Source organism: Vulgatibacter sp., assembly GCF_041687135.1.
Lineage (GTDB): Bacteria > Myxococcota > Myxococcia > Myxococcales > Vulgatibacteraceae > JAWLCN01.
Map to the genome: position 1 here is coordinate 111,537 of NZ_JAWLCN010000013.1, position 22,986 is coordinate 134,522.

Genomic DNA, 22,986 nt, shown 5'->3' on the forward strand with positions numbered 1-22,986 from the left:
CAGCGGGCAGGCCGGCCGATCAGCCCGCCTTGTTCTCGCGGATCCGGAGCGCCCGCTCCTCGAGCCACGCCTTCGACCACGCGGCGTAGCGCCCCTCCTCGATCGCCTTGCGGACCTCGGCCATCAGGTCGACGAAGTAGGTGAGGTTGTGGAGCGTGTTGAGCCGGTAGGCCAGCAGCTCCCCCGCGTTGTAGAGGTGCCGCAGGTAGGCCCGCGAGAAGTGGGTGCAGGTGTAGCAGCGGCACTTCGGATCGAGCGGTCCCGCGTCGTCGGCGTAGCGGGCGTTCTTGATGTTGACGATCCCCTCGCTCGTATAGAGCCGGGCGTTGCGTGCGGTGCGGGTGGGGAGCACGCAGTCGAACATGTCGATGCCGAGGCCCACGCAGGTGACGAGGTCCTCCGGCGTGCCCACGCCCATCAGGTAGCGGGGCTTCTCCGCAGGCAGCAGCGGCGCAGACGTCGAGACGCTGGCGTACATCGCCGGGATCGCCTCGCCGACGCTATAGCCGCCGAGCGCGTAGCCCGGCAGATCGAGGGCGCAGATCTCCTCGGCGTGGGCCTTGCGCAGATCCTCGTGGAGCCCGCCCTGGACGATGCCGAAGAGGCTCGAATTGCCCTCCGGATGCCAGGCCTCCTTGCAGCGCTTCGCCCAGCGGGTGGTGCGCGCCAGCGACTGCTCGAAGTAACGCCGCTCGCTGCCTGCAGGCGGGCACTCGTCGAAGGCCATGATCACGTCGGCGCCCAGCGCCTCCTGCACCGCGATCGAGACCTCGGGGCTGAGCATCCGCTTGCTGCCGTCGATGTGCGAGCGGAAGACCACGCCCTCCTCGCTGATCTTGCGGGCCTCGGCGAGCGAGTAGACCTGGAAGCCGCCGGAGTCGGTGAGGATCGGCTTGTCCCAGGACATGAAGCCGTGGAGGCCGCCGTGGCGCTGCACCAGCTCGTGACCGGGGCGGAGGAAGAGGTGGTAGGTGTTGCCGAGGATGATCTGGGCGCCGATGCGGTCGAGGTCGTCGGGGGCGATCGCCTTGACGCTGGCTGCGGTGCCCACGGGCATGAAGATCGGCGTCTCCACCACGCCATGGGGCAGGGTGAGCCTGCCGCGGCGGGCGGCGGAGTCGGGGTCTTTCGCGAGCAGGTCGAACTGGAGTGCCACGGGGATCTCGTGGGACGCGGGCGGGGCCTTTCAGGCCACGAGCATCGCGTCGCCGTAGGAGTAGAAGCGGTACCGCTCGCGCACCGCCTCTTCGTAGGCGGCCAGGAGGCGCTGGTGGCCGGCGAGGGCGGCGACCAGCATCACCAGCGTCGAGCGGGGGAGGTGGAAGTTGGTGACGAGGCCGTCGACCACGCGGAAGTCGTAGCCGGGGGTGACGAAGAGCTCGGAGACGCCGGGGCCTGCGCGCACGCCGCCCCTGCCGTCCGCTGCGCTCTCCAGCGTGCGCAGGGCGGTGGTCCCCACCGCGATCACCCTGCCGCCCCGCTCCCTGGTGCGGGCGATCGCAGCGGCGGTGGCGTCCGGGACCTGGTAGCGCTCCGCGTGCATCCGGTGCTCGGAGACGTCGTCCGCCCGCACCGGCAGGAAGGTGCCGGGGCCGACGTGGAGGGTGACGGTGGCCCGCTCGATCCCCCGGGCGACGAGGCGCGCGAAGATCGCCTCGGTGAAGTGGAGGCCCGCCGTGGGCGCCGCCACCGCGCCGCGCTCCCGCGCGTAGATGGTCTGGTAGCGCTCGCGATCCGCCTCCTCCGGCGGCCTGCCCAGGTAGGGAGGCAGCGGCAGCTCGCCGAGCCCCTCGAGCCTGTCGAGGAAGGCGTCGGGATCCGCGGCGAAGGCGACGTCGACGAAGCCGCCCTCGTGCACCGCGAGGATCTCCGCGTCGAGGGCGCCGGCCCCGTCGGTGAAGCGGAGGAATTTGCCCGGGCGCAGCGGCTTGGACGATCCACCCATGCAGCGCCATGCGGCGCGGTCGCCCACCGGCCCGAGCGGATCACAGAGGAGGAGCTCGACCCTGCCGCCGGACTCGACCTTGGCGCCGCGGAGGCGGGCGGGGATCACCCGGGCGTCGTTGAGCACGAGCAGATCGCCGGGGAGGAGGAGATCGGGCAGATCGCGGAAGGCGCGGTGCGAGGGGGCGCCGCCTGCACGGGGGAGCACGAGCAGGCGCGAGGCGTCGCGCGCTTCGAGCGGGCTCTGGGCGATCAATTCGTCGGGCAGCTGGAAATCGAAGTCGGAGGTCTTCATCACAAGCCGTCTCGCAGCCCGGGGCGTCGGGGGCCGCGCAGTCTAAACGGAACGGCTGCGGAGCGGGGACCTCTTCCGCGCTGGCACTTCGGCCGTCAGTACATCCGCCGGATCTCGACGCCCGGGTAGTAGCGCCCGAGGATCTCGCGGTAGGCGCTGCCATCCTGCGCTGCGGCCTGCGCCCCCCACTGGCAGAGGCCCGCTGCATGCCCGGCCCCCCTGCCGTGGAAGTGGAAGCGCCCGCCGCGCTCGTCCACCTCGAAGGCGAGGCTCTTCAGGGCGCCGTAGCCGATCCGCTGGCGCAGCTGCACCGCTGTGAAGCGCCTGCGCCCCTTGGCGGTGCGGACCTCCACCGTGCGGGCCCGATCGCTCGCGGTCCGGGTCTCGACCGAGAGGTCGAGGACCGGCCCCAGGCCGAGCCGCCTGCCCAGGTCGGTGGCGGAGAGGGTGAGGCTCCAGCGCGCCCCCGGCGTGTCGGCGCGCTCGGGGCAGGCGTGGACGGTGAGGTAGGGCAGCGGCCTGCCCAGCGCCTCGGCGCCGCCCTCGGTGCGGCCGCCGCAGGAGGAGAAGAAATAGGCCTCGATCGGCATGTGATCGAAGACGAGGACCTCGCCCTCGGTGGCGGCGACCGCAGCCTTGGTCCGCGGATCCTCGCGGTGCACGCCGCCGTAGACCTGGGCGAGCACGGTGGAGCCGAGGTGGTAGGCCGCTCCCTCCGCCGCGATCTTCTTGCCGATGGCGTAGGTGCGCGCCGCCACCGCCTGGGCCTTGAGGGCCTCGGGCTCGAAGGAGGGCGGCATCTCGCTGCCCAGCACCGCGGCGAGGTAGCTCTCCATCGGCAGCTCGTTCACCGCGAGGAGCCCGCCCTCGTCCGCCACCACCTCGACGGCGCCGCGGACGGTCTTCTCGCCCACGGTGATCGGACCGTCCGCCCGGAGCTTCACCGCGTCCACCGGTGCGGCGCCGCCCAGCGCGACGCCGCCGCCGCGCCGCTCGAGGCGCACGGCGTCGCCGGGGACCGGTTCGTAGAAGCCGTCGTCGGTGAGGGCGCGCATGCGCAGGCCCGGCGCCCGCACGATGAGGGAGGATGCGCCCTCCACCACCGCGATCCGGATCATCGTCTCCGCGGCGGCGGGGCCGGCGGCGAGCAGCAGGGCGAGGGCGAGGAGGAGTGAAGCGAAGCGGCGTGCCATCCCGCGCCACGCTGGCACGGGGTGGCACGCCGATCCAGAACGTCGCCTGTGGACGGCTCCATCGCCCGCCCGCCCCGCATCGGCGGGGCAAGCGGACGACGTGGTGCGCTGCCTCGGCTCTGCGTTCGCGAGCTACTGGTTGCGGGCTGCGTCGCCGAGGCGCTGCAGCCTGTCGAGCGCGCTGCGCACCGGCCGATCGATGGCGCGGGCCGCCTCACCCACCACGCGGAACGCGAGCGGAAAGGTGCGGAAGAGCCTGCGCGCCATCGGCGGCAGCTCCTCGAGCAGCGCCTCCTCCCGCGGGGCGCCGATCTCCTCCTCGCCGCCGGCGCCGATGCGGAACTCGCTGGGGACGTAGCCGCCGTGGCCGTCCTCCTCGTACGCCCATTCCTCTTCCGCTTCGGCGCGCGCTTCGAAGCGCTCCGCCGGCGCCTCGGCTTCCGTCTCGGTGGGGATCGCCTTCGCCCTGCTGGAGACGCCGGCGGCGCCCACCGGCTTGGGCAGATCGTCGAGCACCGAGTGGCGCGCCGACTTCGCCGGCGGCCGCGCGCTGCGCTTGCCGGAGAGCGGCTTCTCGCCAGGGAGCAGATGCTCCTCGTCCCTGCGGAGCACCGCCTTCTCCCTGGTGAAGGTGCTCTTCGCCTGCTCGAGCGTCCCCGCGGGGCCGGGCGTGCTCCCCCGCATGTTGAAGTAGTCCTTGTTGTGCGTGTGCCGTCTCGATCCCATGGTCGGTACACCTCTCCCCAATGATTTAGGGACGGTCGGCGAGCCTGCCCACGTTCGGGGGCGGCGCGGAACTCCCGCGCCGGGCCGGCGGTCGAAGCAGGGCTGGGCCTGCCCGCTTCCCGTGTCCACGTTTGTGGAGATGGACCGGATCTCCCAGCTCGTCGCTCGCCCTGGTTGGCTCCTCCGCGGCGCCTCCCTCTTCGGCCTCGTGGCCTGGCTCGGCATCTTCGCGATGCTCTTCACCGTGCCCGGCATCACCGCGGGCACCTATTTCTCCGCGCTGGCGATGGCGGGGCTCTTCGGCCTCCTCCTCGCCGGCCAGCAGGCGGCGGTGATCCGGATCGACCGGGAAGGGCTCTCCGGCCGCACGCTCTTCCGCCGCCTGCGCTGCAACTGGAAGGCCGTGCAGCGGGTCGAGGCCCGCCCCTTCTTCCCGGGGCTCACCATCTTCCTCATCGCCACCAACCGCGGCCCCCTCGTCTTCACCTCGCTCTGGCGCAACCACGGCGAGCTCCTCGCCATCCTGCGGGAGCGGGCGCAGCTCGCCTGACCGCTACTCGGGGCGCGTGCTGTCGATCATCCAGGCGGCGTCCGCCTCCGCGCGCCTGCTGGTGTCGCCGTCGAATCGGATGAAGCCGCGGAGCTCCAGCGTCTCGACCAGCTGCTCCGCTTCCACCGACGAGCAGCCGAGCCGGTCCACGATCGCGTCGCGGAACGCCGTCCTGCCCCGCAGGTAGCCCACCGGCGGGTCCTCGTAGAAGTAGCGGCGCAGCTCCTCCGCCAGCGCCGCGAGATCGATGCTTTCGGGATCCATGCCTTCCACGATGGGGCGCGCCCCGGCGTCGGACAAGCCGTCTACCGGGGCACGAGCGCAAGCCCCTTCCCGTCGCTAACGAAGTGGACGGGCCCCTGGTCGGTGCGGTGGAGCGAGCAGCCGCGCGCCCGGTAGCGCGCCGCCACCTCGTCGTGGGGAAAGCCGAAGGTGTTGCGGTGGCCCACGCAGAAGACGACGTGCGAGGGGCGCACGGCGTCGAGGAAGGCGGGCGTCGAGGAGGTCTTGCTGCCGTGGTGCGGGGCCTTGAGCAGCCGCGCTTCGAGGGGCGCACCGGAGTCGAGCAGCGCCCACTCGCCGATCTCCTCCACGTCGCCGGGGAGCAGGATCGCCACCTCGCCGTGGACCACCCGCAGGACGAGGGAGGCGTCGTTGTCGCCGAGGGCCGGATCGTCGCGGCTGCCGTCGATGTCGGGAGGCCCCAGGACCTCGATCCGCACGCCGGCGCGCTCGAGGCGATCGCCGAGGCCGAGGATCCGCCGGGGCACGCCCTCGCGCTCCATCGCCGCTGCGAGCTGTGATCCCCACGGTCCTTCGAGCGGCCGCCCCGTGGTCCAGACCTCGCCCACCTCGAGGGCGCGGAGCACGGCGGGGATCCCGCCGACGTGATCGGGGTGGAGGTGGCTCACCGCCACCGCTTCGAGGCGGCGCACGCCGCGCCGGAGGAGCTGCGGCAGCACGCGGGTGGCACCGACGTCCCGCTCGCCGCGCACGTCGCCGCCAGCGTCGATCAGAACGGCGCTGCCGTCCGGGAGGCGGAGCAGGGTGCAGTCGCCCTGTCCCACCGGGAGGAATTCGACGTGGAGCCTGCCGTCCGGCGCAGGCGGGAGGAGGAGCGCGATCGTTCCGGCGATGGCAGCGAGGAAGAGCAGCGCACCGGTGCGGCGGAAGCGGGCGCCGAGCCAGATGGCGAGGGGGAGCGCAGCGAGGCAGAGGGGCAGGCGGGGATCGGCGAGGGGCAGCGGGATCCGCGCGCCGGGCAGCGTGGCGAAGAAGGCGGCGATCCGATCGAGCAGCGCCGTGGCCGGCAGCGCCAGCGCGAGGGGGAGATCGAGCAGCCGCTCGTGGACGAGGCCGCAGGCGGTGGCGACGGCGCAGACCGCGGTGGCGAAGAGCCCCACCGGCACCGCCACCACGTTGGCGGGGAGGCTCGCGAGGCTGAAGCGCTCGAAGTGGAGGGCGGTGAAGGGCAGGGTGGCGAGGGTGGCTGCTGCGGTGGTGACCGTTGCGGCGAGGAGCCACTCGAGGACCCGGCGCCAGCGGGGCGCGTCGATCGGCGGGGCGGCGATGGGCAGCGCGCTGCGGAGCGGGCCGGCAAGCGCGATGAGGCCCCAGCACGCTGCGAAGGAGAGCTGGAGCGAGGCCTCGAAGAGCGCAGCGGGCTCGACGGCGAGGAGGGCGAGGAGCGCCAGGGCGAGGGCGCTCCATCCGTCCGGCGCGCGGCCGACCAGGGTGGCGACGAGGTAGAGCCCCGCGGCGATGGCGGCGCGGAGCACGGGTGTCGAGGCGCCGGTGAGGAGCGCGTAGGCAGGCGCCAGCGGCAGGGCGATCGCCGCGGCTACGCGGGTGGGATCGAGTCGGGCAGCGAGGGGCGTGCGACCGAGGGCGAAGGCGAGGAGCCGGTAGAGGCCGAGCACGGTGAGGCCGAGGTGGAGCCCCGAGACCGAGAGCAGGTGGGCGAGGCCGCTGTCGGCGAAGCGCTCCGCCTGCGCCGGCTCGATCGCCTCGCGGTCGCCGAGGGCGAGGGCGGTGACCAGGGCGGCGGCAGGCCCCGGCTCCATCCGCGCCACCATCGACGCGCGCAGGAGCCGGCGCTGCTTCTCCACCGCTGCACGCCAGCTCCCGGCCGCCTCGAGCACGGCAGCTCGCTCCTCGTGGATCCTGCCGGTGCAGGCGATGCCGGATCGGGCGAGGGCCTCCCGCCTGCCGGGGCCATCGAGGGGCGCGTCGTCGAGGAGCACCTCGGCGAGGAGGCGATCGCCGGCGAACGGGCGCAGGCCCGCCGGGAGGAAGAGCTGCACCTGCAGCCTTTCGACTTCGGTAGGCGTGGCGAGCGGGGCGTCGGGGCGCTGGCGCGGCGGGCCTGCCCGATCGACCGCCACCGTGGCGATCCCGCCCCTGGGGCCGAAGCGCGGCGGCCCGACGACCCGACCCTCGATCCGCAGATGCGACGGGCCCCGATCGTCGGGGGGAGGAAGGCCCGCCGCCCCGAGTGCCGCGGCACAGGGCCCGGCAGCGGGCCCCGGCCTATCGTGCAGGCCCCACCGCACCATCCCGGCGAGGAGGAAGGCCAGCGCGAGCAGGGCGAGGGCCGGCAGGCGCCAGCCCCGGCGCGACGCGGCGAACGCCAGGAGGGCGAGCGGGAACAAGCCGGCCGCCGCGGCGGTTCCAGCTAGGACGGGAGAATGCGTGTCGATCCAGATCCCTGCGGCGTAGCTCCCCGCCAGCAGGACCAGGGGGCCCGGCCCCGCGCGTGTGCCCATGCTCACCGCGGGTGCGCGGCGCATGCCAGCGGGCAAATCCCCCTGTCATTTGTGGTTTTTGACGCACCATGCTACCGTGCGTCGGCTCTACTCACGGCCTGCGGGTCGGACGGTACCATCGGAGGGCTTGCTTGATGCAGACGACCTTCAAGGTCGGAGACAAGGCGGTCTACCCGGGCCAGGGCGTCGGCGAAGTGCTCGGAATCGAGCACAAAGAGGTCGCCGGCCAGCGCCAGTCGTTCTACGTGCTGCGCATCCTCGAGAACGGGATGAAGATCATGATCCCGATCAACAAGGTCGGATCGGTCGGGCTGCGCGAGATCATCGACGACGCCGCGGTGAAGCGCGTGTACACCATCCTCAACGAGAAGGATGTCTCGGTCGACGCCACCACCTGGAACCGGCGCTACCGCGAGTACATGGAGAAGATCAAGACCGGCTCGGTCTTCGAAATCGCCGAAGTGCTCCGCGACCTCTACCTGCTCAAGACCGACAAGGATCTCTCCTTCGGCGAGCGGAAGATGCTCGACACGGCTCGCTCGCTCCTGATCAAGGAGCTCTCCCTCGCCAAGAATTGTGACGAGGAGACGATCGAGAGCGATCTGCGGACCATCTTCAACCGCTAGCAGCAACACCGGCCGGTTGTGCGATGCCCCCCGCAAAAGCGCGAGGGGCCTTCGCATTTAAGCCGTCGGATACCGAGGGGGCTCGGTGGCACACGCCGACGCAGTGGTGATCCTGCCTGCAGCCGGGAAGGGCACGAGGCTCGGGCAGGCGAAGCAATATCTCGAATTGGGCGGCGTGCCCGTCATGGCCCGTGCGGCCCGGGCCGCCGCCGCCTGCCAGGAAGTGGCGGCGATCGTCGTCGCCTGCCCTGCAGGCGACGAGGAGAAGGTGCGGGCGCTCCTCGAGGCCCACGGCGCCGGGGCGAAGCTCCACGCGGTCGTGGCTGGCGGTGCGGAGCGCGCCGATTCCGTGCGCAACGCCCTCGCTGCAGCCCCCGCCGGTGTGGAGCTGGTGGCGGTGCACGACGCGGCCCGCCCCTTCGCGTCGCCTGCGCTCTTCACCCGGGTGCTCGAGGCAGCCCGTACGCACGGGGCGGCGCTGGCGGCGATTCCCTGCACCGATACGGTGAAGAAGGCGGAGGGGACCGCAGTGGCGGGCACCCTCGACCGCCGCACCCTCTGGCTGGCGCAGACGCCGCAGGCCTTCCGCATCCCCGTGCTCCGCGCCGGCTACGAGCGGGCGGGCAATGGCGCGTCGTCGTTCACCGACGAGGCCTCGCTGGTGGAGGCCTCCGGCGGGAGGGTGGAGCTGGTGCCCGGGGAGAAGGAGAATTTCAAGGTGACCGACGCCGACGATCTGGCCAGGGCCCGGGCAAGGGTGGAGCTCCCCGCTGCGGTGGGCTTTGGCCTCGACGTGCACGCCTACGAAGAGGGGCGGCGCTGCATCCTCGGGGGGATCGAGTTTCCGGGCGAGGTGGGGCTACTCGGCCACTCCGACGCGGACGCGGCGCTCCACGCGATCATGGACGCGATCCTCGGCGGCGCCGGCCTCGGCGACATCGGACTGCATTTCCCCGACACCGACGACCGCTTCCGCGGCGCCGACTCCGGCAGGCTGCTGGAGGAGGTGGTGCGCCGGGCGGCGGCGGCCGGCTTCGCCGTGCTCAACGTCGACCTCACCATCGCCGCCGCCCGCCCGAAGATCGGGCCGCGCCGGGACGAGATGCGCGTCCGCATCGCCGAGCTCCTCGGCGTGCCGGCTGCCCGCGTCAACGTGAAGGCGACCACCACCGAGGGCCTCGGCTTCGTCGGGCGCAAGGAGGGCCTCGCCGCGCAGGCGGTGGTTCTCCTCGCTCGATGTTGAGCGGGCCTTCTCTGCTACCGCGGCCCCACGGCGGGGCCGCAGCCCCTCGACACCAGGTGAACCCATTCGGGCGGTCGATGGTAGAGTCAACCGCTTCCGAGGAGTCTACGATCATGGCGCAGCGCGTCTTCAATACGCTCACGAACCAGAAGGAAGAGCTCGTTCCCCGCGAGGACAAGAAGCTCGGCATGTACGTGTGCGGCCCGACCGTCTACGACATGAGCCACGTGGGCCACGCCCGCTGCTACAGCTCCTTCGACACGATCGCGCGCTGGCTGCGGGAGAGCGGCTACGAGCTCACCGTCGTCCGCAACTACACCGACGTGGACGACAAGATCATCAAGCGCGCCAACGAGATGGGCGTGCCGCCGCAGGAGATCTCGGAGCGCTACATCGCCGAGTTCCAGACGGACATGCGCGCGCTCAACGTGCTGCCCGCTGACGTGGAGCCGAAGGTCACCGAGCACATGCCGGAGATCATCGCGCTGATCGAGCGGCTGGTGGAGAAGGGCTTCGCCTACCCGGCGGACGGCGACGTCTACTTCGCGGTGAAGGCCTTCAAGGCCTACGGCAAGCTCTCCAAGCGCAACCTGGATGACCTGCTCTCCGGCGCCAGGGTCGAGGTGGGGGAGCGCAAGCGTGATCCCCTCGACTTCGCGCTGTGGAAGGGGGCCAAGCCCGGCGAGCCCGCGTGGGATTCGCCGTGGGGCAAGGGCCGTCCGGGCTGGCACATCGAGTGCTCCGCGATGAGCGCGAAATACCTGGGCTCGAGCTTCGACATTCACGGCGGCGGCAAGGATCTCGTCTTCCCGCACCACGAGAACGAGATCGCCCAGAGCGAGGCGGACAGCGGCCTCAACCTCTCCAACTACTGGCTGCACAACGGCTTCGTGACGATCAACGCGGAGAAGATGGCGAAGAGCGTCGGCAACTTCACCACCATCCGCGACATGCTCGACCGCTACGACGGCGAGGCGCTGCGCTACTTCCTGCTCGGCACCCACTACCGCTCGCCCATCGACTTCTCGGTGGAGGCGATCGACGCGGCGCAGTCGCGGGTCGCCTACGTCTACGAGACGCTGGCGAAGGTGGACGAGCGGCTCGCCCGCAACGCGGACATCTCGAGCAACGGGCCGGTGCAGGTGCCCGAGGTGGTCGACGGCCTCTGGCCGCGCTTCGCCGAGGCGATGGAGGACGACTTCAACGCCGCCGCCGCGCTGGGGGCGGTGAGCGAGACCTTCTCGCTGATGAACGAGTTCGTGGACCGGCCGCCCACGAAGGACAAGCAGATGGTGGCGCGGACGCTGAAGCGGATGCGGGAGACCGTGAACCGGATCGGCGGCGTCCTCGGCGTGTGGCAGCAGGAGCCGAAGGTGTGGCTCGCGCGGCACCGGGAGCGGATGGCTGCGCAGAAGGGGATCGAGCCGGCCTGGGTCGAGGGGCGGATCACCGCCAGGGCCGAGGCTCGGAAGGCGAAGGACTTCGCCGCGGCGGATGCGATCCGGGACGAGCTCGCGAAGAGCGGCGTCGAGATCATGGATTCGCCGGGTGGAACGACGTGGAGGATCGTGGCGTGAAAAAGAAGCTGATCGGAATCTCCGCAGTACTTCTTGCCGCGGCGGTCGGGTGCGGCGACGACAACGAACCCGGTGGCGGCGGGGCGCCGGTCGATCTCCAGATCACCGGCATGTCGGCGCCCGCGACGGTCTCCTTCGACGGGCAGGGCGTGCTCCACGCCACCTGCCAGACCGACGAGGATTGCGCCGCGGTCCTCGGCTACTACCACGCGAAGAATCGCTTCTGGCAGATGGACACCCAGCGGCGCGTCTCGCGGGGCACGCTGGCGGAGCTGATCCCCGCTGCGGGAACCGGCAAAGACGAGTTTCTCCGCCACTACCTCTCCACCTCGACCGGCGAGCCGATCGAGGAGGCGATCTGGGCGATCACCGACGAGGGGACGAAGGCAATCGTCGAGGCCTACACCGCCGGCGTGAACAGCTGGCTCGCCGACGCGCGGGCAGGCCGGAACGACGCCACGCTCACGGAGGAGTACAGGCTCGGCGCGATCGACGTGAAGGCCGACGAGATCCCCGACTGGGATCCCCTCGACACCATCGCCATTGCGCGCCTCCTCACCTGGCAGCTCTCCGACGACAGCGTCACCGAGTCGAGCCTCGGCGCCGCCTTCCCGCGGCTCCCGGTGGAGCGCGCGGTGGCGCTCTTCACCCCGGCGCAGGCGACCACCACCTTCACCATGCCTGCCTCCGGCGTCTCCTATTTCCAGGAGACCGCCGGCGTGCGCGCGATGCGCGCGCCCTTCTCGCTGGAGTCGGTGGCAGCGGTGCAGGCGCGCCTCGGCATCGCCTCGCGCGCGCTGGAGGAGGCCCGGGCGAAGACGGCGGCGAGCGAGCTGCCGCTCCTCGGCGGCGTCGACGATCCCAAGGGCTCCAACAACTGGGTGGTGGCGCCGCAGCGCACCGCCAACGGCAACGCGCTCCTCGCCAACGATCCCCACCTCCCCTTGAGCAACCCGGGCGTCTGGTATTTCGTCGACATGGACGCGAAGAGCGAGGGCACCGGCTCGATCCACGTGGCGGGCGGCTCCTTCCCCGGCATCCCGGGTGTGCCCATCGGCCGCAACGAGAACGTGGCCTGGGGCGCCACCGTCGCCTACTACGACGACACCGATCTCTACGTGGAGACGCTGACCGAGGACGGCAGCGCGGTGCTCTTCGATACGGACGGCGACGGCACGCCGGAAGAGGTGGAGATCGTTTCGAAGGACGTGCAGTTCGGCCCCGCGAACAACCGCAAGACGGTGACGCTGAAGTGGGTGCCGCACCACGGGCCGATCCTCTCCGAGGACCTCGCCAACCGCGTGGCGATCAGCGCCCGCTGGACCGGCCACGAGGCGACCAACGAGCTCAAGGCCTTCCTCGACGTGGCCCGCGCCTCGACGGTGGCGGAGGCGAAGGCGGCGCTGCAGCAGTTCGAGGTCGGAGCCCAGAACTTCGTGCTCGTCGACACCAACGGGAGCATCGGCTGGTACCCCCACGCCAGGGTGCCGGTGCGCTCCTGGGCCTCGTACTCGCAGACCGATCCTTCGGGCACGCTGCCGCCGTGGCTGCCGCTCCCCGGCGACGGCAGCGCCGAGTGGGAAGGCTTCCTGCCCGCGGACGAGCTCCCGCAGATGTTCGACCCGCCGGAGGGCTTCATCGCCACCGCGAACCAGGACATGACCGGCGCCACCGCCGACGGCGATCCCACCAACGAGTCGCCCTACCTGCAGGCGATCACCGCCGCGGGCTTCCGGGAGACGCGGGTGGTGGAGCTGCTCGAGGAGATCGGCGACCAGCACACGCCGGAGACGATGATCGCGATCCAGGCCGACGTGCACTCGCTGCCTGGCGCGTACCTGGTGCCGGCGATGCTCGCTGCCGTGGACCCCGGCGCGCTCTCGGAAGACGCGCAGGCGGTGGCCGCGGCGCTGGAGGATTGGGAGTACGGCTGCCCGACGGGCCTCGCCTCTAGCGATCCCGACGGCCCGGTCTCCACCGATCCCACCGAGGCGAAGGAGTCGATCGGCTGCTCGGCCTTCCACTACCTGCTCAGCCGGGTCTTCGCGAACGCCTACGGGGACGAGCTGCGGGCCTCCGGCGCACCTGCCGATTCGAACCTGCTCATCCGCCCCCTCACCCTGGCCCTCGGGCCCGCGCGGGACGTGCAGGTCGATCCCGCCGTCCTCTGGGACGATCTCGAGACCACCGAGGTGACCGAGGATGCAGCCACCATCCTCACCGCCTCCTTCGAGGACGCAGCCGCGCAGCTGGCCCGCGCCTTCGGCACCGATCCGAACGAGTGGCGGTGGGGCCGGGTGCACACGATCACCTTCGAGAGCCTGGTCGGTGACCTCGCCGCAGCGGAGAGCGTGACGGGGATCAACAACGGCCCCTACGCCAACGACGGCGGCCTCTTCACCGTCGACGTGGCCAACCCGCCCTCCCTCGCCAGGGGGAGCGGCTTCGCCCACGGCTCCGGCGCCTCGCTCCGCATCGTCAACGAGGCCACCGCCGACGGGATCAAGACCTGGCTCCAGGTCCCCGGCGGCCAGGACCTCCACCGGGACGGCGAGCACTACGGCGACCTCGTGGACGGCTGGCTGGCCAACGAGTCCTTCGTCTTCCCCTTCACCAGGGAAGAGGTCGACGCTGCGGCGGTGACCACGCTCCGGGTCGGGCCCTGAAGCGCCTTCGCGCTGCGGCCCCACGGCCCGCTCCCACCCCGGGGGCGGGCCTTTTTTCGTTGGCGCGGGCAGGCGGGCGGTGGGCATGATGGCCTGTACAGGCGGGCAGGTGCCGGCCGGGATGGCACAGCGGCCTCCAGAGGTTCTCATGCGTATGGCGCAGACCCCCTTCCAGCTCGTCACCGAATACACGCCGAGCGGCGATCAGCCCCGGGCGATCCAGGAGCTCGTCGAGGGCCTGCACCGCGGCGACAAGCACCAGGTCCTCCTCGGCGCCACCGGCACGGGCAAGACCTTCACCATCGCCAACGTGATCGCCCAGACGGGCAAGCCCACGCTGGTGATGGCCCACAACAAGACCCTCGCCGCGCAGCTCTACGGGGAGCTCAAGGAGCTCTTCCCGCACAATGCGGTGGAGTACTTCGTCTCCTACTACGACTACTACCAGCCGGAAGCGTACGTCCCGTCGTCCGACACCTTCATCGAGAAGGACTCGGCCATCAACGACGAGATCGACCGGATGCGCCACGCGGCGACCCACTCGCTCCTCACCCGCAACGACGTGATCATCGTCGCCTCGGTGAGCTGCATCTACGGCATCGGCTCCGCCGAGTCGTATTACGGGATGCTCCAATCGATCGAGGTGGGGAAGGAGTTCCTCCGCGACCGCTTCCTCCGGGCCCTCGTCGACATCCAGTACGAGCGCAACGACATCGACTTCCACCGCGGCACCTTCCGGGTGCGCGGCGACACCATCGAGGTCTTCCCCGCCTACGAGGAGGAGAAGGCGATCCGGATCGAGTTCTTCGGCGACACCGTCGAGGCGATCAGCGAGATCGATCCCTTGCGCGGCCTGAAGCTCCAGAGCCTCGACAAGGTGGCCATCTTCCCCAACAGCCACTACGTCACCGCGCCGGAGCGGCGGCAGATCGCGCTGCGCTCGATCCAGGAGGAGCTGCGCGAGCGGCTCCAGCACCTGGGCGACGGCGGCAAGCTCCTGGAGCAGCAGCGCCTCGAGCAGCGCACCATGTTCGACCTCGAGATGCTCGAGCAGATGGGTTTCTGCAACGGCATCGAGAACTACTCCCGCCACCTCTCGGGCAGGAAGACCGGCGAGCCGCCGCCGTGCCTCATCGACTACTTTCCGAAGGACTTCCTCCTCGTCATGGACGAGAGCCACCAGACCGTTCCCCAGGTGGGCGCCATGTACCGCGGCGACCGCTCCCGCAAGGAGACGCTGGTGGACTACGGCTTCCGCCTCCCCTCGGCGCTCGACAACCGGCCGCTGCAGTTCAAGGAGTTCGAGGCGCTGGTGAACCAGGCGATCTACGTCTCGGCCACACCGGCGAACTACGAGCTCGACAAGGCGCAGGGCGTGGTGGTCGAGCAGATCATCCGGCCCACCGGCCTGATGGATCCCGAGATCGAGGTGCGGCCGGTCGGCTCCCAGGTCGACGATCTGCTCGGCGAGATCCACACCCTGGTGGCGAAGGGCGACCGCGTGCTGGTGACCACCCTCACCAAGCGCATGGCCGAGGACCTCACCGAGTACTACACCGACGTCGGCGTACGGGTGCGCTACCTCCACTCGGACATCGACACCCTCGAGCGGATCCAGACCATCCGCGGCCTGCGCAAGGGCGAGTTCGACGTGCTGGTGGGCATCAACCTGCTCCGCGAGGGCCTGGACATCCCCGAGGTCTCGCTGGTGGCGATCCTCGACGCGGACAAGGAGGGCTTCCTCCGCTCGTCGGTCTCGCTGATCCAGACCATCGGCCGCGCCGCCCGCAACGTGAACGGGCGGGTGCTCATGTACGGCGACAAGATCACCGAGTCGATGCGCATCGCCATCGACGAGACCAACCGCCGTCGCGAGCTCCAGCGGAAGTACAACGAAGAGCACGGGATCACGCCGACCACGGTGAAGAAGACCATCCTCGAGATGGGCGCAGCGGTGGAGGGCGACTACTCCACCGTGCCGGTGGCCGCGGAGGACGAGGCGCAGTACCTCTCGCCCGGCGAGATCCACCGCGAGATCGGCAGGCTCACCAAGGAGATGCAGCAGGCTGCCGAGGAACTCGAGTTCGAGAAGGCGGCGATGCTGCGCGACCAGATCAACGCCCTCAAGGACGCGGACCTCGGCCTCAAGCCGGCGATCCTGCAGACGAGCGGCGGTCCCGCGGGGCCGAAGCGCGATCGCGGCAGCCGGGGCGGGCCGAAGGGTCGCTACCCTGCGAAGAAGCGGGCCCGTCGATGAGGCGGCGCACCTTGCGGCGCCTCGTCGCTTCGCTGTGGCGCACGCTGCGCCTGCCCGCGCCGCGGCGCTGGCCCGGCTGCGGCTGTGAAGCGCAGATGCTCCACCGTCTCGGCTCTGTTACCGTTCGCTCATGAGTCGCACCCGTTCGATCCTCTCGGCGCTCGGCGCCGCCGGCATCCTCGGGGCCGGCGCGCTGATCGCCCTGCGCGGACCTGCCCACGCACGGGGAGACGGCATGCCCATCTCCGCCGAGTCGCTCTACGCCACGGTGAAGTCCTACGTGGAGGCGGGCCCCGCTGCGGAGGGCATGCCGAGCAAGGATCGGGTGCGCGACCTGATCGTCTCCCGCCTCGAGGCCACCGGCGCGAAGGTGCAGGTGCTGCCCCTCACCGCGCAGACGCCCGCCGGGCCCTGGGAGCTCGAGAACGTCTTCGCCTCCTTCCGCCCCGAGGCGAAGGACCGCATCCTCCTCGGCGCCCACTGGGACACGCGGCTCTGGGCGGAGCGGGATCCCGATCCCGCCAGGCGCGACCAGCCGATCACCGGCGCCAATGACGGCGGCTCCGGCGTGGCGGTGCTCCTCGGCATCGCCGACGCGCTGGCCAAGAACCCGCCGCCGGAGGGACTCGGCGTCGACCTCGCCTTCTTCGACGGCGAGGAGGGCTTCGACGGCAACCTCCATGAGTGGTTCTACGGCTCCAAGGACCTGGCCGAGCGCTGGTTCCGCACCGGCGTCTCGGTGCCGCGCTCCGTGGTCATCGTCGACATGGTGGCGCGCAAGGGCTTGCGGATCCGCCGCGAGGGGATCTCCGACAGCAAGCCCGAGGGCAGGGCGCTGCTCGACCAGCTCTTCGCCATCGCGAAGGAGAAGGGCTACCGCTCCTTCGTCGACGCGCCGGGCCAGCAGGTCCTCGACGACCACCTGCCCTTCATCGCCCGTGGCCTCCCCGCCGTCGACCTCATCGACCTCGACGACCCCCACTGGCACACCCACGAGGACACCCTCGACAAGATCGAGCCCAAGGGCATGGCCGAGGTGGCGGACGTGGTGCTGACCTGGATCCGCCGCGGCGCGCCGGCGAAGTAGGCGGGGTCTCGTTCGTGATTCGCGGTTCGCGATTTGCGAACGCCGTGCACCGGCCTACGCCTGCGCTCGTCTCCAGCCGTCCTTGAGCAACCACGTTCTTGGTTCGAGGAGGAGGGCGCTCGGCCGCAGGCGCATCGTCCGCGGCACGTGCGTGGCGGGGCCTGCTGCGTAGGCGTCGGCGGTGACGGGCTCCAGCTTCTCGCCGCGCTCGAGCATGTGCTTGCGGGTGTTGGAGAGCACGTAGCGGATTGCGTTGCGGACCTGGGTCGGCGTGCGGAGCGCGGCGGCGTGGTAGCGGTCGGCTACGACGCGGCCGCTGCGGCGCATCATCTGGTTGAGCCCCTTCGCCACGCGGATGGAGAGGGAGCGCATCGCGCGGGCGAGGTTCCGCCGGTGCTCCACCTCGAGGATGAGGTGGAGGTGGTTGCCCTGCACCGAGTAGTGGGTGAGGCGCGCGCCGGTTTCGCGCACCGCCAGCAGGGCGCGGGAGAGCACGTTCCAGGCGCGATTGGTCCGCAGGCTCCAGACCTCCGGCATCATCCGCACGGTGACGTGCACCGGGTGCCGGCGCTCGATTTCGACGCGGCGGAGGTGCGGCACCGCGGGGCGATCGCCGAGTGGACGCGGGCCCTTCGGCTTGCGGCCGGCGCCTTTGCGCGCTCCGCCCCAATTCCGTTCCGGCAGATCGAGCTCGGCCTGCGTCCCCTTCTTCGGCTTGCGTGCCATCGTCCGCCCCCTCGCGCTGGAACCCGATAGAACTGTGCTGCCCGGCAGCCACCAAGTTGAAAAGCGTAAATGGTTTCTGGGCAGGTTTCTACGCCCCGACCGGGGATGGAGCGCGGCGGGTGCGGGCCGACACGTCGGCACCCTGCGTGTCGACCGGACCCGCAAACGCCAGCACGCAACGCAGCGTCTGGCGAGCGGTTGGTCAATGCGAGCGTTCGTCACCCCCGCGGCGTAGCGGTTCAGGCCGGCGCCGCCTCCTGCAGCGCCTTCTTCAGCACGATGCGCAGGGCGCTGCCCAGCGTGGCGTCCGGGTCCTCGATGGTGCCGCTGAACGAGGACTCGCTTTCGAGGAGGCCGAGCCCCTCCGCTGCGCCGGCGCCTTGCTCCGCCACCTCCGCCTTCAGCCCACCGAGGAAGCCACCCTTCTCCTCCAGCTCGACGTTCTCGAGGTCGACCTGCACCTCGCCTTCGTAGGCGCCTTCGCGCAGGGAGGCCTGCAGATCGAGCGAGGCCCTGCCGCCCGTCACCTCCAGGCCGAGCTGCTGGCCCACGAGCTCGAGCGGCAGGTTGGTCCCCTGCAGATCGAGCGCGAAGATGGGACGATCGCTTGCCGGGTCGGTGCGGAAGGTGGCGCGGAGCAGCCCGCCCGGCTCCACGGTGGCGGTGATATGCGCCGTGGTCGGTAGCTTCCCGGCGCCGGGCCGGTTGCCGAGATCGGTGGCGACGAGGTCGGTGGGGGCGAGCACCGCATCCTCGCCGAGCTGCTCCGCCGAGAGCCGCACGGTGGCGCCCTTCGCCTCGACCCGCGCCACGTGGACCGGCGGCGCCTCGGCGAAGCGCTCGCGCCGGGCCTGCATCCAGCGCTCCCGCTGCGCCTGGTCGCCGGTGAGATCGAGCGTCGCCCCGGGCACCTGCACGCTCTCGACGTGGATGGTGCCGAAGGGCAGGGAGCCGAGGGCGACGTCGACTGCCACCTCGGGCGCCTGGAGCAGCGCCTGGCCGCTGCTCGTGTCCTCGATCCGCAGGTCGCGCAGGGTGACGCGGCCCTCGAACCAGCCGATCGAGACGCCGCCGACCTCCGCCGCGTAGCCCTCGCCGCCGAGCGAGGTCTCGACCCGCCGCGCCACTTCCCCCGGCAGCGCGAACCCAGCCACGAGGAGGAGAGCGATCACGACGGTGGCGATGACGAGGAGGATGCGCATGCCCCGAAGATGATCATCCGGGAGCGGCGTGGAGCGTCGAGGAGCCGCGGGCTCAGCGCCCGGCGCCGGGGAAGGCCGGCAGGGGAGCTGCGCCCGGGTCGGGCGTGTGGAGCACCTTCGCCGGGACGTGGGCCCTGGCGAGCCCCACCCAGCCCTGCTCGCTCTGCACCAGCACCGCGTCGTCGGGGACGGCGAAGCGCTCCCCGGCAGGCTGCTCCAGCGCCTCCACGATCTCGATCCACGCGGGCAGCGCGGTGCGGCCGCCGGTCTCCTTCTCGCCGAGCGAGAAGGTGCCGTCGGTGCCCACCCAGACCGCCACCGTGTAGCGCGGCGTGAAGCCGACGAACCACGCGTCGACGTAGCCGTTGGTGGTGCCGGTCTTGCCCGCGCGATCGTAGTCGGCCTTGTACGCCGCCCGGGCGGTGCCGCCCCGCACCACCTCGCGGAGCATGTCGGCGAGCTCGTAGGCCACGCCTGCAGGGAGCGCCCGGGGCAGCGGCCCGCCGGGGAGCTTCGCCGGCGTCTCCCCATCCAGGTGGATCGGTCCGCCGGCCCTGCCCACGATCCTGCCGCGCACGTCGGTGAGCTTGTCGATGTAGACCGGATCGGTGGGCACGCCCATCCGCGCGATGGTGGCGTAGCCCATCGCCTGATCCATCGGCGTCACCTCGCTGGAGCCCAGGGCCATGGTGATGTCCTTGCGCAGCGGCGTGCGCACGCCCATCGCCTCGGCGAGGCGGGCCACCTGCGCCGGCCCCGCGTCGAGGGCGAGGCGCACCGCGACGGTGTTGAGGCTCTGGGCCATCGCCCGGCGCATCGGCAGCGGGCCCTTGTAGTCGTTGGTGTAGTTCTTCGGGCTCCAGGTCCTGCCGCCGCCGGCGGGCATGGAGATCGGCGCGTCGAGCACGGTGTCGATCTGCGTCTTCCCCTCGAGGAGCCCCGCCGCGTAGACGTAGGGCTTGAACGACGAGCCGGGCTGCCGCCGCGCCTGGGTGGCGCGCACGAAGCCCTCGATGCCCACCTCGTAGCCGCCGACGAGGGCGACGATCCTGCCGGTGGCGTTCTCCACCACCACCGCGGCGCCCTCCGCCCAGGGACGCTCCTCGAGCCGCACCTCGTCGCCGTCGGCCTTGCAGACCCGGAGCACGTCGCCGGGCCGCACCTGCTCCTGCAGCGGGCGCGCAGGCTTCTCGGGGAGGATGCTGCGCACCCGCACCGCGCGGTCCGCTGCGGCGAGGCGGTAGCGGAAGGGACCTGCCCAGAGATTCTCGAGCCCCTGCGCCGGACCGACCAGCGCCTGGAAGCAGTCGCCCTTGTCGGGGGCGAGGACCGCGCCGCTCTTCACGTCCCGCACCAGCCCCGCGGCGCGGGCGGTGAAGCCCTCCCACTCCGCCGGCTCGAGGTGTTTGATCGCGCCGCGCCGGCCCTGCCGTTCCTCCAGCGATCGGAGCGCGCGGCGGACCGCGCCATCCGCCACCCGCTGCACCCCGAGATCGAGGGGCGTCTGCACCTGCAGGCCGTGCTCCCAGGCCTCGCGCTCCCCCATGATCCGCCGGATCTCCCGGCGCACCTGGGTGGCGTAGGCGATCGCCTCGCCGTGGTGCCTGCCCGCGTCGCGCGGCACGATCACCGGATCGCCGAGGTAGCGCTCGGCCTCCTCCTGCTGCACGAAGCCTTCCTCCACCATCGTTCGGAGCACCACGGAACGGCGCCACTGCGCAGCGGTGGGGTGGGTGCGCGGCGAGTAGCGCGACGGCGCGGGGACGAGCCCCGCGAGCAGCGCCGCCTGCCCGGGATTGAGCTCGCGGGCGGAGATGCCGAAGTAGTCGCGGGCCGCTGCCTCGAGGCCGTAGTTCCCCGAACCGAGGAAGACGTAGTTGACGTAGAGCTCGAGGATCTCCTCCTTGGTGAGCTCACGCTCGAGGCGGAAGGCGAGCACCGCCTCCTTCAATTTGCGCTCGTAGCTTCGCTCGTGGCCGACGAGCAGGTTCTTCACGAGCTGCTGGGTGAGGGTGGATCCGCCCTGCACCTTCCGTCCCGCCTGGAAGTTGGTGTAGAGGGCCCGCGCGATGCCGAAGAGATCCACGCCGCCGTGCTTGAGGAAGCGACGATCTTCCGCGGCGATGAAGGACTGCCACGCAGCGGGCGGCAGCTCCGAGAGCGGCACCCAGATCCGGCGCTCGAGGTAGAACTGATCGATCTCGGTGCCGTCGGAGGCCTTCACGCTCACCACGGTCGGCGGCCGGTACTCCCGAAAAGACGAGAGGTCGGCAGGCAGCGTGGAGAGGATGTGTTCGTCCAGCCAGTGGTATCCCGCAGCTGCGGCTGCAGCGGCGACGATCCCGAGGAGCAGCAGGATGCGGGCGAAGCGGACGAGGATCCTTCCAATGAAGCGGGCGATCCTCGCGGGCATGGTCGTCATGGGCACCATCTCGTGTTCGGCGCAGCCTACTCCGGCGGCGGCTCCGGCCGCACCGATCGATCGGGCGAGCCCTGCGGCGACGGAGAGAACCATCGCCGAGGTCCGTCTCGTCCCGCAGCGCGAAGGGCCGCAGCTGCGCTGGCGCGAGGAGATGCTTGGTCTCGCAACCGCCTCGCTGGAGAGCGGCCTCTCCGATCTGGAGGACGTGATCCCGGTGGTGGAGGGTGTGCCGCCGAGCCCCGGCCTGGTGGGCGCGCTGCGCAGCGGCCGCTCGGTGTGGAGCGCCGCGGTGCAGGTGGCGCCGGCGCCGGAGGGCGTGCGCTTCTCCGTCTCGCTTTGTGATCCCGCCGGGGCGTGCGCGGACGTCGCCGCTGCGGCGCCGCGGGAGCGCCCCGAGCCTGCGCTCGCCAGCCTGCTCCGCGATGCGGCGGCACGACTCGGACGTGCGCCATCGCCGGAGCTCGCCGCCGCCTGGGAGCAGCCGCTCTCGCGGGATCCCTACGCGATCCTGCTCGCCGGGCGCAGCGCCGCCACCTGGTACGGCGTGCTGCCGGGGGTGGGCGAGGAGCTGGTCGGCGACAAGCGGCGCGACATCATCACCCGCTCGCTCCTCGTCGATCCGCAGCTGGCGCTGAACCAGTGGGTCAACGCCCGCCGCTCGCTGCAGCGCGGCCAGCCCCAGCTTGCCCGCGCCGCCTTCACCCGGGCGAGCCTGGCCCAGCCCTTCCGCGTGCTCTACCGCGCCGACGAGGCGGCGACGATCCGCGCCATGGGGCTCGAGGAGGAGGCGCGCAGGGCCTGGGAGCTGGTGCAGGCGAAGGCCCCCGACCAGCTCCGCTTCGCCGTGGCCCGGGCCCGGTCGATGGTGGAGGTGCGGGAGTTCGATCTCGCCTCGGCGCTCCTCGAGAAACTGCCGCCGCGCTACGACGGCGACGTGGCAGTGATCGGGATCCAGGTGGCGATCTCCGAGGCAGGCGGCGAGGCGCCGCCCTACGACGGGCTGCTCGCCAGGTGGCAGCTCGCCGATCCCGCCGACCCCGAGCCGGTGCGCCGCCGCGTCGCTTTGCGCGTCCGCGAGGAACGCTACGACGAGGCGCTCTCCTTCATCCCCACGCTGGAGGAGCGCGGGGCGAAGGAGGAGGCCTCGCAGCTCGCCATGTCCCTGGGCGTGGCCACCGGCGACTGGGCCCTCGCCTCGCGCAAGGCCGAGGAGCTGGGGATGCCCGAGACCGCCGCGCGGATCCGGGCCAGGGGCAAGCTCGTCGTGGCGCCGGAGGAGGTGCCGGCGGAGCTCCACGTCGCCGACGAGCCGGTGGAGCTGGTGGTGCGGGGCGGGGCGCGGCTGGTGGCAGGCAAGCCTGCTGCGGCGCTGGTCGATGCGGACGCGGCGCTGGCGAAGAGCCCGTGGATGCCCGAGGCCCTCGCGCTGCGCACCGAGGCGCTGCGGCAGCTCGGCCGCGCCGACGACGCGAGCCGATCGGCCCGGCTGCTGCGCGCCGCCGATCCCGGCTGGCCCATCGACGGGCCCCTGCTCGAGGGTGTTCCCCGCCTCGAGCCCCAGGCGCGCACGGAGTAGGTGGCGTCGCGGCAGCATCTGGCCTACTCGACCGCTGCGATCGGCTGAACGATCTGGTCGAGGGTCATAGGGGTGGACTTGGGAGTACGGTAACCACTCGCCGCTCCCCGGAACCTGTCAACGTACACGAG

17 protein-coding genes are annotated in these 22,986 nt (G+C 71.5%); 8 read left to right on the top strand and 9 right to left on the bottom strand.

Going from position 1 to position 22,986, the window contains the following annotated elements:
• Positions 1 to 19: 19 nt before the first annotated feature.
• The 4 genes from tgt to ACESMR_RS21705 all read right to left on the bottom strand — a co-directional run bounded on the left by tgt (position 20) and on the right by ACESMR_RS21705 (position 4,158).
• Positions 20 to 1,162 (bottom strand): tRNA guanosine(34) transglycosylase Tgt, encoded by a 1,143-nt coding sequence (gene tgt, locus ACESMR_RS21690; protein ID WP_373049242.1) that lies wholly within the window; start codon positions 1,160 to 1,162, stop codon positions 20 to 22.
• A 24-nt stretch (positions 1,163 to 1,186) separates the two neighbouring features.
• Positions 1,187 to 2,239 (bottom strand): tRNA preQ1(34) S-adenosylmethionine ribosyltransferase-isomerase QueA, encoded by a 1,053-nt coding sequence (gene queA, locus ACESMR_RS21695; protein ID WP_373049221.1) that lies wholly within the window; start codon positions 2,237 to 2,239, stop codon positions 1,187 to 1,189.
• Positions 2,240 to 2,334: 95 nt separating this feature from the next.
• On the bottom strand, positions 2,335 to 3,432 hold the full coding sequence (locus tag ACESMR_RS21700; protein WP_373049222.1) for a SpoIID/LytB domain-containing protein: 1,098 nt from the start codon (positions 3,430 to 3,432) through the stop codon (positions 2,335 to 2,337).
• A gap of 132 nt (positions 3,433 to 3,564) precedes the next feature.
• A complete protein-coding gene (locus ACESMR_RS21705) occupies positions 3,565 to 4,158 on the bottom strand; it encodes a hypothetical protein (protein WP_373049223.1) in 594 nt (197 codons plus the stop codon).
• Positions 4,159 to 4,297: 139 nt separating this feature from the next.
• Here ACESMR_RS21705 and ACESMR_RS21710 point away from each other — a divergent pair, with 139 nt between their 5' ends.
• A complete protein-coding gene (locus ACESMR_RS21710) occupies positions 4,298 to 4,708 on the top strand; it encodes a hypothetical protein (RefSeq protein WP_373049224.1) in 411 nt (136 codons plus the stop codon).
• 3 nt (positions 4,709 to 4,711) lie between these two features.
• Here ACESMR_RS21710 and ACESMR_RS21715 read toward each other — a convergent pair whose 3' ends face one another.
• Both ACESMR_RS21715 and ACESMR_RS21720 read right to left on the bottom strand, forming a co-directional pair.
• Positions 4,712 to 4,972: a hypothetical protein gene (locus ACESMR_RS21715; RefSeq protein ID WP_373049225.1), complete on the bottom strand. Its 261-nt coding sequence runs from the start codon at positions 4,970 to 4,972 to the stop codon at positions 4,712 to 4,714.
• Between the two features lie 41 nt (positions 4,973 to 5,013).
• Positions 5,014 to 7,359 (bottom strand): DNA internalization-related competence protein ComEC/Rec2, encoded by a 2,346-nt coding sequence (locus tag ACESMR_RS21720; RefSeq protein ID WP_373049226.1) that lies wholly within the window; start codon positions 7,357 to 7,359, stop codon positions 5,014 to 5,016.
• A 248-nt stretch (positions 7,360 to 7,607) separates the two neighbouring features.
• On the opposite strand from ACESMR_RS21720, the gene ACESMR_RS21725 reads away from it, so the two are divergent.
• From ACESMR_RS21725 to ACESMR_RS21750, 6 genes are all read left to right on the top strand, one after another.
• A complete protein-coding gene (locus ACESMR_RS21725) occupies positions 7,608 to 8,099 on the top strand; it encodes a CarD family transcriptional regulator (protein ID WP_373049227.1) in 492 nt (163 codons plus the stop codon).
• A gap of 85 nt (positions 8,100 to 8,184) precedes the next feature.
• Positions 8,185 to 9,342, top strand: a complete 1,158-nt coding sequence (gene ispD / locus ACESMR_RS21730) for a 2-C-methyl-D-erythritol 4-phosphate cytidylyltransferase (RefSeq protein ID WP_373049228.1) — start codon at positions 8,185 to 8,187, stop codon at positions 9,340 to 9,342.
• Positions 9,343 to 9,455: 113 nt separating this feature from the next.
• Positions 9,456 to 10,919 (top strand): cysteine--tRNA ligase, encoded by a 1,464-nt coding sequence (cysS, locus tag ACESMR_RS21735; RefSeq protein WP_373049229.1) that lies wholly within the window; start codon positions 9,456 to 9,458, stop codon positions 10,917 to 10,919.
• Positions 10,916 to 13,585, top strand: a complete 2,670-nt coding sequence (locus tag ACESMR_RS21740; protein ID WP_373049230.1) for a penicillin acylase family protein — start codon at positions 10,916 to 10,918, stop codon at positions 13,583 to 13,585. The genes cysS and ACESMR_RS21740 overlap by 4 nt, the downstream gene beginning before the upstream one ends.
• 154 nt (positions 13,586 to 13,739) lie before the next feature.
• Positions 13,740 to 15,842 (top strand): excinuclease ABC subunit UvrB, encoded by a 2,103-nt coding sequence (uvrB, locus tag ACESMR_RS21745; protein ID WP_373049231.1) that lies wholly within the window; start codon positions 13,740 to 13,742, stop codon positions 15,840 to 15,842.
• A 130-nt stretch (positions 15,843 to 15,972) separates the two neighbouring features.
• A complete protein-coding gene (locus ACESMR_RS21750) occupies positions 15,973 to 16,929 on the top strand; it encodes a M28 family peptidase (protein ID WP_373049232.1) in 957 nt (318 codons plus the stop codon).
• A gap of 54 nt (positions 16,930 to 16,983) precedes the next feature.
• Here ACESMR_RS21750 and ACESMR_RS21755 read toward each other — a convergent pair whose 3' ends face one another.
• From ACESMR_RS21755 to ACESMR_RS21765, 3 genes are all read right to left on the bottom strand, one after another.
• Positions 16,984 to 17,655: a hypothetical protein gene (locus ACESMR_RS21755; protein WP_373049233.1), complete on the bottom strand. Its 672-nt coding sequence runs from the start codon at positions 17,653 to 17,655 to the stop codon at positions 16,984 to 16,986.
• Between the two features lie 239 nt (positions 17,656 to 17,894).
• The gene (locus ACESMR_RS21760; protein WP_373049234.1) at positions 17,895 to 18,857 is read right to left on the bottom strand and encodes a DUF748 domain-containing protein; all 963 of its coding nucleotides are present in this window, start codon (positions 18,855 to 18,857) and stop codon (positions 17,895 to 17,897) included.
• Between the two features lie 52 nt (positions 18,858 to 18,909).
• Positions 18,910 to 21,279: a penicillin-binding protein 1A gene (locus tag ACESMR_RS21765; RefSeq protein WP_373049235.1), complete on the bottom strand. Its 2,370-nt coding sequence runs from the start codon at positions 21,277 to 21,279 to the stop codon at positions 18,910 to 18,912.
• Between ACESMR_RS21765 and ACESMR_RS21770 the strand changes: the two genes are divergently transcribed.
• Positions 21,245 to 22,855, top strand: a complete 1,611-nt coding sequence (locus ACESMR_RS21770) for a hypothetical protein (RefSeq protein ID WP_373049236.1) — start codon at positions 21,245 to 21,247, stop codon at positions 22,853 to 22,855. The genes ACESMR_RS21765 and ACESMR_RS21770 overlap by 35 nt on opposite strands.
• Positions 22,856 to 22,986 lie beyond the last annotated feature (131 nt).